Source organism: Thiohalophilus sp. (assembly GCF_031581315.1).
GTDB lineage: Bacteria > Pseudomonadota > Gammaproteobacteria > UBA6429 > Thiohalophilaceae > Thiohalophilus.
In genome coordinates this window covers 15337-31893 of record NZ_JAVLAZ010000017.1, presented here as the reverse complement: position 1 = coordinate 31893, position 16557 = coordinate 15337, and the positions used below count along the sequence as shown (strand labels likewise).

The following is a 16557-nucleotide window of genomic DNA, read 5'->3' as shown; positions in this document are numbered from 1 at the left end:
GGAAGTTCCAGTGCCTGATCACTGATACGCTCGCCATCAAGTTTGACTGCGCCCTGTTCCACCATCCTGCGAGCATCGGACGTACTCTTGGTCAAACCCGCTTCTTTAAGAACCAGGGATATCTGCATACTGCCATCTGCCGACTGCAGACTTTTCTCCGGTATATCGTCGGGCATGGCGCCCTTCTGAAAACGGGCGATGAAGTTTTCCTGCGCGTTTTTGGCCGCTTCGGCGCTGTGAAAGCGGGTCACGATCTCCTCGCCAAGCAGGAACTTGATATCGCGAGGATTCTTGCCCGCGGCGATCTGCTCGCGGAACTGCGCAATCTCCTCCAGCGGCCGAAAGCTGAGTAGTTCGAAATAACGCCACATCAGATCATCGGAGATCGACATGATTTTGCCGAACATGTCGTCGGCCGGTTCGTTGATTCCAATATAGTTATTGAGAGACTTGGACATTTTCTGCACGCCATCCAGCCCCTCGAGAATCGGCATGGTCAGCACGATCTGCGGCGGCTGACCGTACTGCTTTTGCAACTCACGGCCCACCAGCAGATTGAATTTCTGATCGGTGCCACCCAGCTCGACATCTGCTTTCATCGCCACCGAGTCATAGCCCTGGATCAACGGATAGAGAAACTCGTGAATGGCAATGGCCTGACCGTCGTTATAACGCTTGTGAAAATCGTCTCGCTCCAGCATACGGGCCACGGTGTGTCTGGCCGCCAGCTGGATCAGATCCACAGCACTCATCTCACCCATCCAGCTGGAATTGAACATCACCAGGGTTTTTTCGGGATCGAGGATCTTGAAAATCTGCTGCTCGTAGGTGCGAGCATTTTCTATTACCTCGTCGCGGCTGAGCGGCGGACGGGTGGCGCTCTTGCCTGTGGGGTCGCCAATCATGCCGGTAAAGTCGCCGATCAGAAACAGGACTTCATGCCCCAGGTCCTGAAACTGGCGCAGCTTGTTGATCAGCACCGTATGGCCCAGATGCAGATCCGGGGCGGTGGGATCGAAGCCGGCCTTGACCCGCAGGCGTTGGCCGGTCTTGAGTCGCTCGATCAGCTCCGATTCGATCAAAATCTCATCGGCCCCGCGTTTGATCTGTTCCAGCATCTTGTCGATCGAGCTCATCGGTCACTTTATCCTGTGCGAAAAAGGCTGCGTAGATTACCATATTGCCCCATGGCCCTCATCTCTACCAACCGGGGCCGCCGGTGCGGGGCGGCGCAAATTTTGTGAACCCGGTAATTGACGCTACCCGGGAATCAGGCTATCTTTAGAAACGACTATAAAAAAACAAGATAATTCCGTGGATTACAACAGATTCTTAACAAAAGATTACAAGTCTCTCGGGCATCCGATGCACCGCCGGGAACCCCGCTGGTCGCATTTGCATACGGTCGTGGTACTGGTCGTTTTGAGTACCCTCGGTACCTTGCTGGCCTTTCTCTCCACGGACGTGGCCGCCTCACGCAATGATGTCCCGGACAATACACTGGCCCGGGCCCTGCCCGCTGCGCAGATCACGATCCCGCTGGAACTCACCCGACCCGCCTCCGGGGACAGCGCATCGACCACCGCCGCCCGTTTTGATCATAATCCGCTGGGCCCGGATCAATCCCAGGCTCAATCCCCGGTTCAATCCAGCAAACAACAATCCGGGGAAAAACCGGCAGTCGCTCATCCCGATGAGAGCTGGCTGACCATTACTGTTCGTCGCGGGGACAGCCTGGCCGCCATATTCAAACGGCACGACATTCCGGCCCGGGAACTGCACGAGATCATGCAGCTGGGACGCATTACCCGCAATCTCAACGCGCTGCATCCCGGCGACACCGTCCGCTTCAAACTGGATAAACAGCAGCACATCCAGCAGATGGTCTTTGACATCACGCGTCTCAAATCACTGCAAATTTCCCGACAGGCCGATGACCAGTTTGCCGCGCGGATAATCGAACATGAACTCGATCGACGCCTGACCCAGAGCAGCGGCGTTATCAAAACGTCCCTCTATGAAGCAGGCAAGGCCGCCGGGCTGGATGATGGGCTGATCATGCAAATGACCGCCATCTTCGGCTGGGATATCGACTTTGTGCTGGATATCCGCCGCGGGGATCACTTCACGCTGATATATGAAGAACAGTATCTGAACGGCGAGAAAGTCCAGGACGGGCCGATCATTGCCGCCGAATTCGTGAGTCAGGGTCGCCAGGTCCATGCCATTCGCTATACCGATAAAGAAGGTCGCAGCGATTACTATTCGCCCGAGGGCTATTCCATGCGCAAGGCGTTTTTGCGTACGCCGGTCGATTTTCGCCGCATCAGCTCGCGTTTTGGCAAACGCCATCATCCGGTACTGAACCGGATGCGCATGCACAAGGGCGTCGATTACGCGGCGCGCACCGGTACACCGATTCAGGCCGCCGGCGACGGTAAAATCGTCTACCGCGGCTGGAAAGGCGGTTACGGGCGGGTCATCATTCTGAAACACGGCGGCCGCTACAGCACCCTGTACGCCCATATGTCCGGGTTCAAGGGCGGACTACGGGTTGGCAGCCGGGTCAAGCAGGGCCAGATCATCGGCTTTGTCGGCCGCTCCGGTCGGGTCACCGGCGCACACCTGCATTACGAATTCCGGGTTAACGGGGCCCACCGGGATCCGCTCACCGTCAAGCTGCCCGAGGCCGAACCGATCAAACCGGCCTACAAGATAGACTTCAAGCAACTGGCTCAACGGCGCCTGGCCCAGCTGGACGCTGCCCGACCGGCTATGCTGGCGCTGAATCAATAATTCCGCGCCATTCCCGGGCTTAGACTGATTCAAATTAAAACCTTGACGTTCAGGTGGTTATTGCCAACAATTAAATTACGAATTGTATGGTAATTAAACCGCCCGGAGACGCCATGTCGGTATCCAGCGAGCAGGTCAATCACGGTAAGGAATGTATCATCCGCATTGGCGACAGGCTCGTCTATCGACTCTACCGCGAATTTCGCCAGGCCTATACCGACTGTGACCCGGCCACCGAGCTCATCACAGTCGATCTCCAGAATACCCGTTACATTGACAGCTCGGCACTGGGCATGATGTTGCTGTTGAAAAAACACGCCCGGGACAACCAGCGTCAAATCCGCATGATCAACGTCAGTGACACCATTTTACGTGCCTTTGAGATCGTGCAACTGGATACGCAATTCGATATCTCGTCCTCCACCACCGAGAAGCGCCAGCACGCCACCTGACAGCTCCCCGGGCACACCCGCCCCCTGGAACGTTGGCTACAGGATTTGCCGGCCAACCCCGTTTTGCATAGCATGAGCGCATGACAACCTATTATCTTGGCCTGATCTCGGGAACCAGCATGGACGGTATTGATGCCGCCTTGCTGGCATTTGACGAACAGCAGCCCCGGCTTCTCGCCCACTACAGTCACCCGCTGCCGGATCCCATTCGCCAGCAGCTCTATCAACTACAGACCCCCGGTCAGAATGAACTGGCCACCGCCATGCACCTGGATGTGGAACTGGGCCGGTTGTTTGCCACGGCCGCACAGACACTGATCGAACAGGCCGCCCTGCGCCCCGATCAGATCGCCGCTATCGGCAGCCACGGCCAGACCCTGCGCCATTATCCGGATGGCCCCGCCCCCACCACCTGGCAAATCGGCGATCCCAACATCATCGCCGAACAGACCGGCATCACCACGGTCGCCGATCTGCGCCGTCGCGACATGGCCGCCGGCGGTCAGGGTGCCCCGCTGGTACCGGCTTTTCACGCGGCCGTATTTCGCCAGGCTCCTATCAACCGGGCCATTTTGAATATCGGCGGCATCGCCAACCTGACCCTGTTGCCGGCAGAAACCAGCCAGCCGGTGATTGGCTTCGATACCGGCCCCGGTAACGGCCTGATGGATGCCTGGATCGGACAACACCTCGGCCAACATTACGATCGGGACGGCGAATGGGCCGCCAGCGGCCACATACATCCCGGCCTGCTGGAGCGACTGCTGCACGATGATTATTTCGAGCGCCCGCCGCCCAAAAGTACCGGTCGCGAATACTTCAACCTGGACTGGCTGCAACCGCGCCTGGCCTCTTTTTCGGATCTGGCCCCCCGGGATGTGCAGGCGACACTGTGCGAACTGACCGCCCGCAGCATTGGCGAGGCACTGGAGGCAACAATGGATGGCGTGGAAGAGGTGTTGATTTGCGGCGGCGGCGTCCACAATCGCTATCTGTATCAACGCCTGGCGGAACTGCTGACACCGGCCCGGGTCGCCAGTACCGCCGAGGCCGGCATCGATCCCGACTGGGTCGAAGCCGCCGCCTTCGCCTGGCTGGCGAAACAAACTCTGGCCGGCGATCCCGGCAACCTGCCTTCCGTAACAGGCGCCTCGCATCGGGTGGTGTTGGGAGGGGTATACCCCGGGAAAGGGCCGAGTGACGAGTAACGAGGGACGAGGAAAAGCTTCACCACGAAGACACCAAGACACGAAGGCTTGAAAATGAAATTCTTCATAGCCTCACGTCGTGATAGCTAAACAGCGTAAAACACCTGCCTCTGAGAACAGGGATGAAAAAAGTTCCGGGTTTCCTCGTTACTCGTCCCTCGTACCTCGGCCCTGAGAAAAGCGCTGGCGCGCTTTTCGTCAGCGCTTGTTAATCGGGACATACTTGCGAACCGGCTCGCCGGTATACACCTGGGTAGGCCGGAAGATTCGGTTGTCGGCCAGCTGCTCGCGCCAGTGCGCCAGCCAGCCGGCGGAGCGGGCCATGGCGAAAATGGCGGTGAACTGATCGGCGGGAATGCCCATCTCCGAATAGAGAATGCCACTGTAGAAGTCGACGTTCGCATAGACGCCCTTGTGGGCCAGGCGCTCCTCACAAACCTGTTCCACCGCCTTGGCGATATCGAACAGGGGGCTGACATTACCCGCCTTGGTCTCCATGTACTGATCGATCAGCTTTTGCAGGATAATGGCACGCGGATCCTTGGTCTTGTATTCGCGATGCCCCATGCCCCAGATCACTTCCTTGTTGGCCAGTCGTTTGTCCACGTACTCTTCGGCGTTCTCGGGAGAGCCAATATCTTCCAGCATTTCCAGCACCCGCTGATTGGCACCGCCGTGCAACGGGCCGGACAACGCACCGATCGCCGAGGCGACCACGCTGTATGGACTGGAGAGTGTCGAGGCATTTACCAGCACCGCGAAGGTGGAGGCATTGATGGTGTGTTCGGCGTGCAGAATCAGGCAAACGTCCATGATCCGCGCCAGCAGGGGGTCCGGCTCCTTGCCGGTCAACATCCACAAGAAGTTTTCCGCGTGACTCAGATCGTCGCGGGGTTCGACCGGATCGTAACCCTCGCGAATGTGCTGCCACATGGCCACAATCGGCGCCATACGGGCGATGATCTTGATCGACATATTGTGGATGTAATTGACGTCCTGGCAGGCATCGCCACCAGTTAAACAGTCATTCCCCGGATAGAACATCCCCAGACTGGCCACCACCGTTTGCAACATCTCCATCGGATGGCCGGTGTTGGGGAAATTTTTCATCATTCCCCGGGTATGAAACTTGATGCGCCGGTTTTCCTTGAGCTGGTCGCTGAAGGTCTGCAGTTCCGAACGGGTCGGCAGGCGCCCGTCGAGTAATAACAGGGTGGTCTCCTCGAAGGTACTGTGTTCGGCCAGTTCCTCGATGGGATAACCGCGATAGGAGAGAATGCCTTTCTCGCCGTCGATATCCGAAATATTGGATTTGGTGGCGGGAACGCCGGCCAGCCCCGGAAGGTATTCACTCATGGAAGACTCCCTGAATTTAAAAACAGTGCGCTATACCAAGAATAACAAAAAAAACCCGGGGCATCGGCAAGGGCGACAGAAAAGTTGGCGATCCGATGGCGGTCAGCGCCGGTTTTGTCCCCCCGCAAACAAAAATGGCATGACCGAAGTCATGCCATTTTCTGCGCGGACGCGGTCGGAATTATACGCCGAAGGACGAACCGCAGCCGCAGGTAGTCGTCGCGTTCGGATTGCGAATCACGAACTGGGCGCCGGAAAGGTCTTCCTTGTAATCGATCTCCGCCCCCATCAGGTACTGGAAGCTCATCGGATCCACCAGCAAGGTAACGCCGCCTTTTTCCACCCGGGTATCACCGTCCTGTTCGTCTTCCTCGAAGGTAAAACCGTACTGGAATCCGGAACAGCCGCCACCGGTGACGAACACCCGCAACATCAGATCGTTATTGCCTTCGTCTTCGATCAGCTGCCGGACCTTGTCGGCCGCAGAATCGCTAAAGATCAGCGGGCTGGGGGTTTCGGTTGCTGTTTCGGTTGCTGTGCTGCTCATAATGTCTCTCCACCAGGATTGATATCTACAGGGCCTATTATGCGATTCCTGATTGTTTTAATCAAGAATCCTCTGTGTCGCTGTCAGGTGCTGTAGGTGAGTGGTTACTACTCTTGTGAAGCAAATTGCCATTGACTTCCGCGCCCATTGCCATCTCGATCAGGCTGTAATAGACGTTCCCGTGTACCCGGGCCTGGGCGGCCAGCTCGACATGGCCGGGTGCGTGGACATCGCCAATGACCGTGCCGTTGACCACCACATTGGGCACCTTCACCTCACCCTCTATGGTGCCGCGCTCGCTCAAAGTCAAGAGGGACTCCTCGCCTTCTTCGGCGATCACGCTGCCTTTGACGCTGCCATCCACATGCAAACCGCCGCTGAAAATGACATCGCCCCGGATTTCAGTGTTCTGACCGATTAACGAATCGATCTGTGCCGTCCGGCTAGGCTTCTTCTTGCTCCCCCACATGCTATTTATTCTCCTCAATAGACCAGTCGATGGTTTTTTCGATGCTGTTACGCGCACTGCCCCGGGGCAGAATCCGCAGTGTGGCCCGCAACAGGCTGAAATTATCCGGTAACCGTATATCCCCTTCGAGCTTTTGAAAATACTTGAAACGGTAATTCAATTCGTTGACGGAATTCTCGGTTACGTCCTTGAGAGTCAAGGACTTGGACTCGCTTTCCTGAAGTCCCTCAAGATCCAATTGTACCCGGCCGCTGGCCAGCCTGTCATTGCCAAGCACCTGGGTCAGCACCACCCGATAGCGCAGCCGGCGATCGGAACCACCGGGCTCAAGACTGAACTTCTGTAGTTGCAGACCGGTGGACGCTTCCCGCGGTGAAACGATTCCGCGATAAAAAGCCAGCTCTTCTTTCAGCTCCAGGATTTCCGATTGCAGGTTCTTGATGGTGCCGTCCAGATCATCATAGGCCTGACGCTCGATCTGTCGGGCCCGCTGCAACAGGGCCTTTTCCTGGCGCAGGGTATCGATCTCCCCTTCCAGCCGTTTTTTGACCTGCAGCAGCTCTTTTTTGACCCGGCTGGCTTCGTCGCTGTCATAACCGGCCAGATAACGGCCGTAATCGAACAGGGTATAGCCCCCGGCCAGCATCAGCAGGGCCGCCAGGGCCCACAGCGCCCGCGTTTTCCACGGGTGGTGAGGTTTGACCACCAGACTCATCGGTACATCCTAGGGCATCAAGCCGATTGTATTCAGTCCGGCCGTCTCATCCAGGCCGAACATGATATTCATATTCTGTACAGCCTGGCCCGAGGCGCCCTTGACCAGGTTATCGATCACGGACAGGACCACCACCGTATCACCATCGCCGGGTCGGTGCAGGGCAATCCGGCAGTGATTGGCGCCCTTGACGCTGCGCGTTTCCGGATGCGAGTCGGGCGGCAGAATATCAACAAACGGTTCACCGGCATAACGTTCGCTGTACAGCGCCTGAAGTCCTTTGGCCGGATCGCTCAACCGGGCATAAAGGGTGGCGTGAATCCCCCGAATCATCGGCGTCAGATGGGGTACAAACGTCAGCCCCACCGGGGAACCGGCTGCCCGGGTCAGCCCCTGAACGATCTCGGGCAGATGGCGATGTCCCGCCACCCCGTAGGCACGCATACTTTCGCTGGCTTCCCCCAGTAGCGCCCCGACATTGGCCTTGCGTCCGGCCCCGCTGACCCCCGACTTGGCATCGGCCACCAGTTGCCCGATGTCCACCAGCCCCTGCTCGATCAGGGGCAGAAAGCCCAGCTGGATGGCGGTTGGGTAACAGCCCGGACAGGCGATCAACCGCGCCTCACGAATCGTCTCGCGGTTTACCTCGGGCAGCCCGTAGACCGCCTCGGCCACCAGCTGCGGTGCACTGTGGGCCATGCCGTACCACTTTTCCCACTCGGCCACATCCTTGATCCGAAAATCGGCCCCCAGGTCGATGACCCGCACGCCCTTGTCCAGCAGTTCAGCGGCGGTATTCATTGCCACACCATGCGGCGTGGCAAAGAACACCACATCACACTCAGCCAGTCGGGCGGATTCGGGATCACTAAAGGCGAGATCGACATACCCCCGCAGATTGGGAAACATGTCGGCCACCGGCTGACCAGCTTCGGAGCGGGAGGTAATCAGGCGCAGCTCCACCTGAGGATGCAACGCCAGCAGCCGCAGCAACTCCACGCCCGTGTAACCCGTCCCGCCGACAATACCTGCCTTGATCATGATTCCAACCTGGTTATGCAAGGGGGGTAATGATAAGTGCTGGCGGGATAAACGAAAAGGCTGATACGTGATGAATCTCTCAACCTCGGGCGCCTTTATTCATTGCACCGGGACAAATAAAAAAGCGGCCTTGCAGCCGCTTGAGGTGATGATATTGCTCGTTATTGTTATTAAGGCTTGGCGGTTACTCCCCTAAGGGGTTTCTACCCTATTCCCCACATTTCACAAGGTCAAGGCTTTTTGCGGTTTTTTCCGCCAATTTCCTTTGCCCGGTTCCGACGGCGCGCCGGTACAGCGCCATGCTAGAATCGGTACGCATGAATTTTCAGCATCTCAAACGCACCCGGCAAAAGCTCTTTACCCTCACAAAATGGAAAGTGCGGCTGCTGTTCTGGGGCAGCGCCCTGAGTGTCGGTGCCGTGGCGGCGCTGTTTGCGCTGGCGGCGGGCGCCGCCGATGAGGCCTTTCATCACCTGCATGAGCAGCGCCCCTGGTTGACCTACCTGCTACCGCCCACCGGACTGGCACTGATCGCGTGGCTGACCCGGCGCTTTTTCCCCGGCACCGAGGGCAGCGGGATCCCCCAGGCAATTGCCGCCCTGTCGATGCGCAAGCATGCCCTGCGAAGCAAGGTACTGTCGCTGCGCGTGGCCATGGCCAAAATAGTGCTGACCACCTTCGGCCTGTTCTGCGGCGCCTCCATCGGCCGCGAAGGACCGACCGTGCATATCGGGGCCTCGCTCATGTATTCCCTGCGCCGTTTCGCTCCCATGCCGTTACGTGGCCAGGACATGCTGCGAGGGATGATCCTGGCCGGCGGTGCCGCCGGGATTTCGGCCGCCTTCAACACGCCGCTGGCCGGGATTTTGTTTGCCATCGAAGAGATGAGCCGTTCCTTTGAACAACGCAGCAGCGGAACCCTGATCATTGCCGTCATACTGGCCGGTATCACGGGGCTGATGATTCTGGGCCCCTATACCTATTTCGGCAGCACCGATGCCACGTTGCCACTATCCGGCGCCTGGCTGGCGGTGATCGTCTGCGGCGTCGTCGGGGGGCTACTGGGCGGACTGTTCGCCACGGCGCTGATTCAGGGCTCCCGCCGCGTTGCGCCCCTGGCCTGGCGTTATCCCGTGCGCGTGGCCTTCATCTGTGGTCTGATCATCAGCGTGCTGGGCTTTGTCTCCAACGGCCAGAGTTACGGTACCGGATATATCGAAGCACGGGCGCTGGTGGATGGTGGCGAGGCCTCGCTGCTGTTCCCGCTGTGGAAGCTACTGGCGACGCTCTCTTCCTATCTCAGCGGCATCCCCGGCGGGATTTTCGCACCGTCGCTCTCGGTGGGAGCCGGGCTGGGAGCGGACATCGCACTGCTGATGCCCCATCTGCCCGCGGCGGCACTGGTGATGCTCGGCATGGTCGGCTATTTTAGCGGCGTGGTGCAGACACCGATCACTGCTTTTGTCATCGTGATGGAAATGACGGACAATTCGGGTATGCTGCTGCCACTGATGGCCACGGCGCTGATCGCGCGAGGCGTATCGAGCCTGGTCTGTCCCCGGCCGATCTATATGGCCCTGGCCGAAGCCTATCTGCACAAACAGGATCCCCCGAAGGTCAAAGATGAAAACCCGTGACAAGTTAATTGCTGTATTTTTTGTTCTGCTGATCGGTGCCCTGGGCTGGATCTGGTTCAGCCCCTCCGGGCTGCAACGCGCGCCCGACATCAGCTTCAAGAATGTCGAGGGGGAATCCCTCAGCCTGCAGCAATTTCAACAACAGGGTCGGCCGGTACTGGTGACGTTCTGGGCCACCTCTTGCCCCGGTTGCATCAAGGAGATGCCACACCTGATCGAGATGTACCACGATCTGGCGCCCCGGGGACTGGAAATCATCGGGGTGGCCATGGCCTATGACCCGCCCAATCACGTGATGCGCATGCGTGAGGAAAAAAACATTCCCTATCCCATTGTACTGGATATCGACAGCACCATCGCCCGAGCTTTCGGCGAGGTTAAACTGACGCCAAGCCATTTTCTGATCAACCCCCGGGGCCGTATCGTGCATCACAAGATCGGCGAACTGGATATGGAACGGATCCGTACCCGTATCACTGCCATGCTCAACTCAAACTCTCAAGGATAACGTAACATGCTCTGGGTCAAGGCCTGGCATATCGTATTTATGGTGACCTGGTTCGCCGGCCTGTTCTATCTGCCACGCCTGTATGTCTATCACGCCCTGGCGGAGGATAGCGTCAGCCATGAGCGGTTTAAGATCATGGAACGCAAGCTGTTTTACGGCATCATGACTCCCGGGGCGGTCATTACCATTGCGCTGGGATTGTGGTTACTGGGCGATTATGCCTGGGCGGCTTATAAAGACAGCGGCTGGCTGCACGCCAAGCTGGCACTGGTCGGTATCCTGATTATCTATCATATTCACTGCGGCAAATTGCTGGTTGATTTCAAACATGACCGCAATACCCGATCGCATGTCTATTACCGCTGGTATAACGAATTTCCGGTGCTGATTTTGATTGGGGTGGTGTTACTGGCGGTGGTCAAACCTTTCTGATTTTTATTCGTCAACCTGACATTAACGTTCGAAATAGAGTGTTTCGACTTCCTGCAAATGCGCCGCGGCCCGTTGGCAACATTGCATGACTTTATCTCGTGTCAGGCCAACTTGCTGCCAGGCACTTTCCTCGATACCACTCCAGTCATCCAGCTCGCTTTCTTCAATAAAGGGTAATGAGGCGATCGCGTTGGCCACATGGACCAGCGCCACCTGGACCGGAAACAGTTTTGCCCGTCCGGGCTCATGATGGAATGCGATACATTCGCGCAGGTTGCTCGGCAACCTCCACAATTCCGCCAGCGCCTCGCCCACCTGGGCATGATCAAAACCGATCACCTCCCGTTCGGCCCGATACATCGGCAGCGGGTCCTCCACCTGCAAGGTTCGCAGCAGTGCCGAATGCATGTGTTGCGGCAACTTGTAGAACATCACCAGCTGACCAATGTCGTGCAACAGCCCGGCCAGAAACAGCGACTCGGAACGTGACGCGCTGGATGCCTCTCCCAGCTCCTGGGCCAACAGGCCACAATAGAGACTGTGATGCCAGAAATCCTGTAATGAAACCAGATCGGTCGGAATGCCATCAAACGCCCGGGTTGCGGTGGTGCCGATCACCAGATCGCGGATCTGTTGTAAACCAAGCAGGGTGACAGCGCGCGAGACCGTATCGACCCGACTGGAGAGGCCATACACCGGACTGTTGGCAATCCGTAGCAGGCGGGCCGAGAGGGAGGCATCCTGGCTGATCACCCTGCCCAGCTCCACCGCGGTACAGTCTCCCTGTTCGGCCATTTGGCTGATACGCAAAGAGACTTCCGGCAGCGACACCAGTTGCTTGATATCCCGAACCAGATCGACTGCGGTAACACTCATATATAATGGCAACAATTGCAGGCGTTGACTTTAAATATAGTCCATTTACAGGATTTCACCAGGTCACCCTGAATACTATCCCGACAGGTTTTCTGAGTTATTAAGCCTGGGAAAGCCCCCGATTGGCTCTGTCTTTGCCCGGATATTGCTGGTAAATTTAAACGACACCTTGCCCATTAATAACAATAAACGGGTTGTACTGTGAGCTTGCCAGCCGAACACCTTGCCGAAATTTACGTCGTTTACGGTTTCTCATTTCTGTTGCTCGGATTTGTCGTTTTGCTTCAGCCCAGAGAAGATCGGGCGCTGCACTTCGCACCTTATTTGTGGCTGATTGGCCTGTTCGGCCTGCTGCACGGACTGAATGAATTTCTTGACTGGTGGCAACTGGCCTATCAACCCACTCACCCGGCCATTGGCTGGCTGGATAACGGCCTGCTGCTTGTCTCCTACCTGCCACTGTTTGAGTTTGGCCGGCGCATCGGCCGCCAGTTTCGCAGTAACGATTCACAGACCGTTCTTCAACACCCTTTGCCACTTGGCCTCTATGCCGGTGCCGGGCTCGGTCTGATTCTCATCACCCTTCTGGCGAGTCAGTTATCCAGTGGTCTGGATGCCGCCATTCGGCTATCCATCGGCCTGCCCGGAGCGCTGCTCACCGGCCTGGGACTGCTGGGATACTTGCGCGTGCATCATCACAGCCTGACTCAGATGCAGGCGGGCTGGACACTCAAATTGACCGCCTATGGATTCATGGCCTATGGCTTACTGACCGCTCTTTTCATCAGCGATCCGCGAATTGGTCTGGTACTGCCCACGCAAGCCTTGTTTCTGGAAGTGACCGGCACACCGGTACAACTGTGGCGCGCACTGACCGCCATCATTATCACGCTAGGCCTCGGGCTGTTTTTGCGCGGCATCAATAACGACAGTCGTCAGCGTGAGAATCAAACCACCCGCCGTTATCTCGAGCTCAACAGTCAGCTGGAACAGCGTATCCAGTCCCGCACTCGACAGTTGCAGGAGGTCAACGACCAGCTCAATGAAGTGATCGAGGAGCAACGTGCCACGGAACAGTCCATGCGCAAGAGTGAGCAGGATCTGAACCGGGCCCAGGCGATCGCCCGCATCGGCAGCTGGACCCTCGATGTCAAACAAAACCGACTGGAATGGTCCGACGAAACCTATCGTATTTTCGGTATACCGAAAGGCAGGTCACTCAACTACGAGATTTTTCTGGATGCCGTGCATCCCGAAGATCAGGAAATGGTCAATCGAAACTGGCAGGCCGCACTGGCCGGCGGTGATTATGAAGTGCAGCACCGGATTATCATCCATGACCGAGTCAAATGGGTGCGTGAGAATGCGGAACTGGAGTTCGACGATCAGGGCGAGCTGGCCTACGGCATCGGCACGGTGCAGGACATTACCGACCGGGTCGAGGCACAGCTGGCGCTGGAGCAGGCACTGGTAGAACTGCGCCAGTCGGAACAGACCCAGCGTGAACTGCGTCTGGTGGCCGAGCGCGAGCAGGGACGTATGGCCGCGCTTCTTTCCGCGATGAATATCGGGATTCTATTTGAGGATCGAAATCGCGTTGTGGAATACGTTAATCCGGCATTTCGTGCCATGTGGGCTATCCCCGACAGCGAGGTGCTGGAAAACCGCGAAACCATCACGGTCCTGGAGCAGTCCACTCACCGCTTCGCGCGCCCCGATCATGCTTCTAAATATGTCCTGCAGGTACTCGATACTCACGAGATCAGCGAGCGCTTCGAACTGGACCTGTACGATGGACGGGTTCTGACCCAGATTTCCTATCCGGTACTCGATAATGATGAGCGGGTGCTGGGCCGGCTCTGGATCTATGAGGACATCACCAACGAACGCCAGACCGCCCAGCAACTACTCTATCTGGCCCAGCGGGATCCCCTGACTGGTCTCTACAACCGCCACCGTTTTCAGGAGCAGCTGGAACAATCCATCATTAATGCCCAGCGGAATAACGCCCGCTTCGCCCTGTTCTATTTTGATCTGGATGAATTCAAATACATTAACGATACCTTCGGTCACAGTGCCGGTGACTCGGTACTCATTCGTATCGCCAACGAGGTTCAGGCTCTGGTACGCGGCGGCGAAACCCTGGCCCGACTCGGCGGGGATGAATTCGCCCTGCTGACCGCGCTGCAACAGAACAACGATATCAGTGCTCTGGCCAGTCGTATCGTCAGTGCCGTTTCCTCCCTACCCTTTCGCTTTCGGGGACGTCATCTGCGCATGACCACCAGCCTGGGCGTGGCGGTATTTCCGGATCACGGCCTGGATACCGAAGATCTCGTCGCCCGCGCCGACGCCGCCATGTATCAGGCCAAAAGCCAGGGTAAAAACACCTGGGCCATCTACGATGCCGACCGGGATACCTCGCAGGCGATGGTGGAACGCCTGACATGGAACCAGCGTATCGTGCAGGCGATGGAGAAGGATTTACTGGAATTGCACTATCAGGGAATCTATCACACCAGCGACAGCAGTATCAGCCACCTCGAGGCACTGGTGCGCATGCGCGATCCCCTCAATCCCGAGCAACTATATATGCCGGGTCAATTTATCCCGATCGCTGAAAAATCCGGCACGATCGTCGATCTGGATCGCTGGGTCATCAAGCGGGTGGTACGAATACTCTCGGAGCTGCCACACCTGCCAGCTATCGCCGTTAACGTCTCCGGCCGCACGTTCGACGATCCCAGTTTGCCGCAATATATCCGCAACCTGCTCAGAGAATATGAGCTGGATCCGCAGCGACTGATTATCGAGCTAACGGAGACTGCGGCCGTTACCGACATGCAGGATGCCCAGGCCTTCATCGAAGCCATGCACCGCGCCGGTTGCCGCGTAGCGCTGGACGATTTTGGCAGCGGCTTTTCCACCTTTACCTATCTCAAACATCTGGGCGTGGAAATTCTCAAGATCGACGGCCAATTTATCAGCGACTTACCCAACAATGCGGAGAACCAGGCTTTTGTCAAAGCCATGGTGGGCGTTGCCCGCGGCCTGCACAAGATCTGTATCGCCGAGTTTGTCGAAGATGCTGCCACGCTGGAAATGATTCGGGATATCGGTGTCGATATGGCCCAGGGCTACTATCTGGATCGTCCCGATCCCGAGCATCCGGCGCTCACGAAAACCGGGGACAAAAAATAACCCGGACTCCCTGCGGCCATCATGGCCGGAAAGAGCCCGGGTCTGTCGCCACAAGCGACGGCGAATTTAACTTTTGTGAAATTCCTTGAATGCCTTGATCAGCTCAACCGGCTTCTTTTTCTTGTTATCGCTATTAAGGACATAAATGACGGTTTCGCCCTTCGGCCCGGAGGCGATCTCGGTATAAAAATAGGCCGCATGCCCGGTATCACGCACGGCTTTCATATCCTGATAGTTATCGAAAACATAAATCCGGCCGTGACGATACATTTCGCCATAAAAATTCTCGCTCTGGCGCTTGCCATCATAAATTTCCACGGACGGGATGCCACTGCGTTTTTTCTTGTCTTCGCCAGTCAATCCAAAGACGATCGTTTCCCCATTGGGGCCGGCGCCGATCCGGGTCAGGCGATAAGAGGTTTCACCGTTTTGCATAAACCCGGCAAACGTCTCTTTGTCATAGAAAATATGGATACGGCCGTGTTCGTGGACTTCCAGCAGAAGATCATCTTTTTCCGCCGTGGTGGTATTGGCGGCACAGGCGGCCATCGACAATGCGGCGACAACCAGCAGCAGCCGATTGATTTGTTTGGACAAAATAGCGATCATGATACTTGCTCCCGTAACGGTTTTTTTACATTCGGATTTCGGGAGATAATACGATGAGTTCTTGACAGTTCTGTTACATTGCAAAGATTAATATTTCATGACACCCAAAGACGATCTGATTCGCCACTATCGCTGGCTGCGCCAGTACGGCATTAACGATTCACACAGTGGCAATGCCTCTGTGCGCGAGGGCAACACCATCTGGGTCACGCCCACCGGCGCCTGCGCGGATACCCTCGAACCGGATCAGCTCATTGCCTGTGATATCGACGGCACACTGGGAGACGGTGCCTCACTGGATGCCCGGCTGCATGTGATGATCTATCAGAAAAATGAACAGACCCGCGCGGTGCTCCACGGTCACGGCGCACACACCGTCGCCCTCACGCTTAACGGCAAGGATTTCACGCCACCGGATTTTGAAGGCAGTTATTATTTCGGCACGGTACCGGTATTGAATATTGCCTACGAGAACTACCTGGCCGAAGCACCGGAGCAGGTCTCCGACACGCTGGCGGAACACAAAATCACCGTGGTCCGCGGCCACGGCGTCTACGCCCAGGCCGATACCATCAACCTGGCCTACAAATGGAACTGCTCACTGGAACTGTCCGCCAAAACCGCCTGGCTGGCCCAACTGGCCGGCACCCTGCCCGGCCAAGACCGGCGTTATTGCTGATGTACTCTGGGATTAAAACGCGGAGTTCGCG

General features: G+C 57.1%; 16 protein-coding genes. 8 read left to right on the top strand and 8 right to left on the bottom strand.

All coding sequences use genetic code 11. The annotated features are described in order from the left end of the window. The coding region (gene tyrS / locus RI563_RS03990) for a tyrosine--tRNA ligase (RefSeq protein ID WP_310693056.1) at positions 1-1136 on the bottom strand (1136 nt) is incomplete at its 3' end. 229 nt (positions 1137-1365) lie between these two features. On the opposite strand from tyrS, the gene RI563_RS03985 reads away from it, so the two are divergent. From RI563_RS03985 to RI563_RS03975, 3 genes are all read left to right on the top strand, one after another. Next, entirely contained in the window at positions 1366-2796 is a 1431-nt protein-coding gene (locus RI563_RS03985) for a peptidoglycan DD-metalloendopeptidase family protein (RefSeq protein ID WP_310693055.1), read from the top strand. 113 nt (positions 2797-2909) lie between these two features. Next, on the top strand, positions 2910-3248 hold the full coding sequence (locus RI563_RS03980) for an STAS domain-containing protein (RefSeq protein ID WP_310693054.1): 339 nt from the start codon (positions 2910-2912) through the stop codon (positions 3246-3248). An 80-nt stretch (positions 3249-3328) separates the two neighbouring features. Further along, positions 3329-4456 (top strand): anhydro-N-acetylmuramic acid kinase, encoded by a 1128-nt coding sequence (locus tag RI563_RS03975; protein ID WP_310693053.1) that lies wholly within the window; start codon positions 3329-3331, stop codon positions 4454-4456. Between the two features lie 198 nt (positions 4457-4654). Here the strand turns inward: RI563_RS03975 and RI563_RS03970 are convergent, their stop codons facing one another. From RI563_RS03970 to argC, 5 genes are all read right to left on the bottom strand, one after another. Next, positions 4655-5812: a citrate synthase gene (locus RI563_RS03970; RefSeq protein WP_310693052.1), complete on the bottom strand. Its 1158-nt coding sequence runs from the start codon at positions 5810-5812 to the stop codon at positions 4655-4657. Positions 5813-5993: 181 nt separating this feature from the next. Next, on the bottom strand, positions 5994-6359 hold the full coding sequence (gene erpA, locus RI563_RS03965; protein ID WP_310693051.1) for an iron-sulfur cluster insertion protein ErpA: 366 nt from the start codon (positions 6357-6359) through the stop codon (positions 5994-5996). A 61-nt stretch (positions 6360-6420) separates the two neighbouring features. Beyond that, a complete protein-coding gene (locus RI563_RS03960; protein WP_310693050.1) occupies positions 6421-6828 on the bottom strand; it encodes a polymer-forming cytoskeletal protein in 408 nt (135 codons plus the stop codon). Position 6829: 1 nt separating this feature from the next. After that, positions 6830-7543: a DUF6776 family protein gene (locus RI563_RS03955; RefSeq protein WP_310693049.1), complete on the bottom strand. Its 714-nt coding sequence runs from the start codon at positions 7541-7543 to the stop codon at positions 6830-6832. Positions 7544-7552: 9 nt separating this feature from the next. Then, positions 7553-8584 carry an N-acetyl-gamma-glutamyl-phosphate reductase gene (gene argC, locus RI563_RS03950; RefSeq protein ID WP_310693048.1) on the bottom strand — a complete coding sequence of 344 codons (1032 nt, stop codon included), beginning with the start codon at positions 8582-8584 and terminating at the stop codon, positions 7553-7555. A 299-nt stretch (positions 8585-8883) separates the two neighbouring features. Here argC and RI563_RS03945 point away from each other — a divergent pair, with 299 nt between their 5' ends. From RI563_RS03945 to RI563_RS03935, 3 genes are read left to right on the top strand one after another with little or no spacing between them, the layout of a single operon-like run. Then, positions 8884-10221, top strand: coding sequence for a chloride channel protein (locus tag RI563_RS03945; RefSeq protein ID WP_310693047.1), 1338 nt, complete (start codon positions 8884-8886; stop codon positions 10219-10221). Continuing rightward, positions 10208-10729 carry a TlpA disulfide reductase family protein gene (locus RI563_RS03940; protein WP_310693046.1) on the top strand — a complete coding sequence of 174 codons (522 nt, stop codon included), beginning with the start codon at positions 10208-10210 and terminating at the stop codon, positions 10727-10729. The genes RI563_RS03945 and RI563_RS03940 overlap by 14 nt, the downstream gene beginning before the upstream one ends. A gap of 6 nt (positions 10730-10735) precedes the next feature. Further along, complete coding sequence (locus RI563_RS03935; RefSeq protein ID WP_310693045.1) at positions 10736-11161, top strand: CopD family protein; 426 nt, start codon at positions 10736-10738, stop codon at positions 11159-11161. Between the two features lie 21 nt (positions 11162-11182). Here RI563_RS03935 and RI563_RS03930 read toward each other — a convergent pair whose 3' ends face one another. Beyond that, positions 11183-12037 carry an HDOD domain-containing protein gene (locus tag RI563_RS03930; RefSeq protein ID WP_310693044.1) on the bottom strand — a complete coding sequence of 285 codons (855 nt, stop codon included), beginning with the start codon at positions 12035-12037 and terminating at the stop codon, positions 11183-11185. A 279-nt stretch (positions 12038-12316) separates the two neighbouring features. Here RI563_RS03930 and RI563_RS03925 point away from each other — a divergent pair, with 279 nt between their 5' ends. Continuing rightward, entirely contained in the window at positions 12317-15238 is a 2922-nt protein-coding gene (locus RI563_RS03925) for a putative bifunctional diguanylate cyclase/phosphodiesterase (RefSeq protein WP_310693043.1), read from the top strand. A gap of 66 nt (positions 15239-15304) precedes the next feature. Here RI563_RS03925 and RI563_RS03920 read toward each other — a convergent pair whose 3' ends face one another. Continuing rightward, a complete protein-coding gene (locus RI563_RS03920) occupies positions 15305-15847 on the bottom strand; it encodes a hypothetical protein (RefSeq protein ID WP_310693042.1) in 543 nt (180 codons plus the stop codon). A gap of 97 nt (positions 15848-15944) precedes the next feature. Here RI563_RS03920 and RI563_RS03915 point away from each other — a divergent pair, with 97 nt between their 5' ends. Then, on the top strand, positions 15945-16526 hold the full coding sequence (locus tag RI563_RS03915) for a class II aldolase/adducin family protein (RefSeq protein ID WP_310693041.1): 582 nt from the start codon (positions 15945-15947) through the stop codon (positions 16524-16526). Positions 16527-16557: the final 31 nt, after the last annotated feature.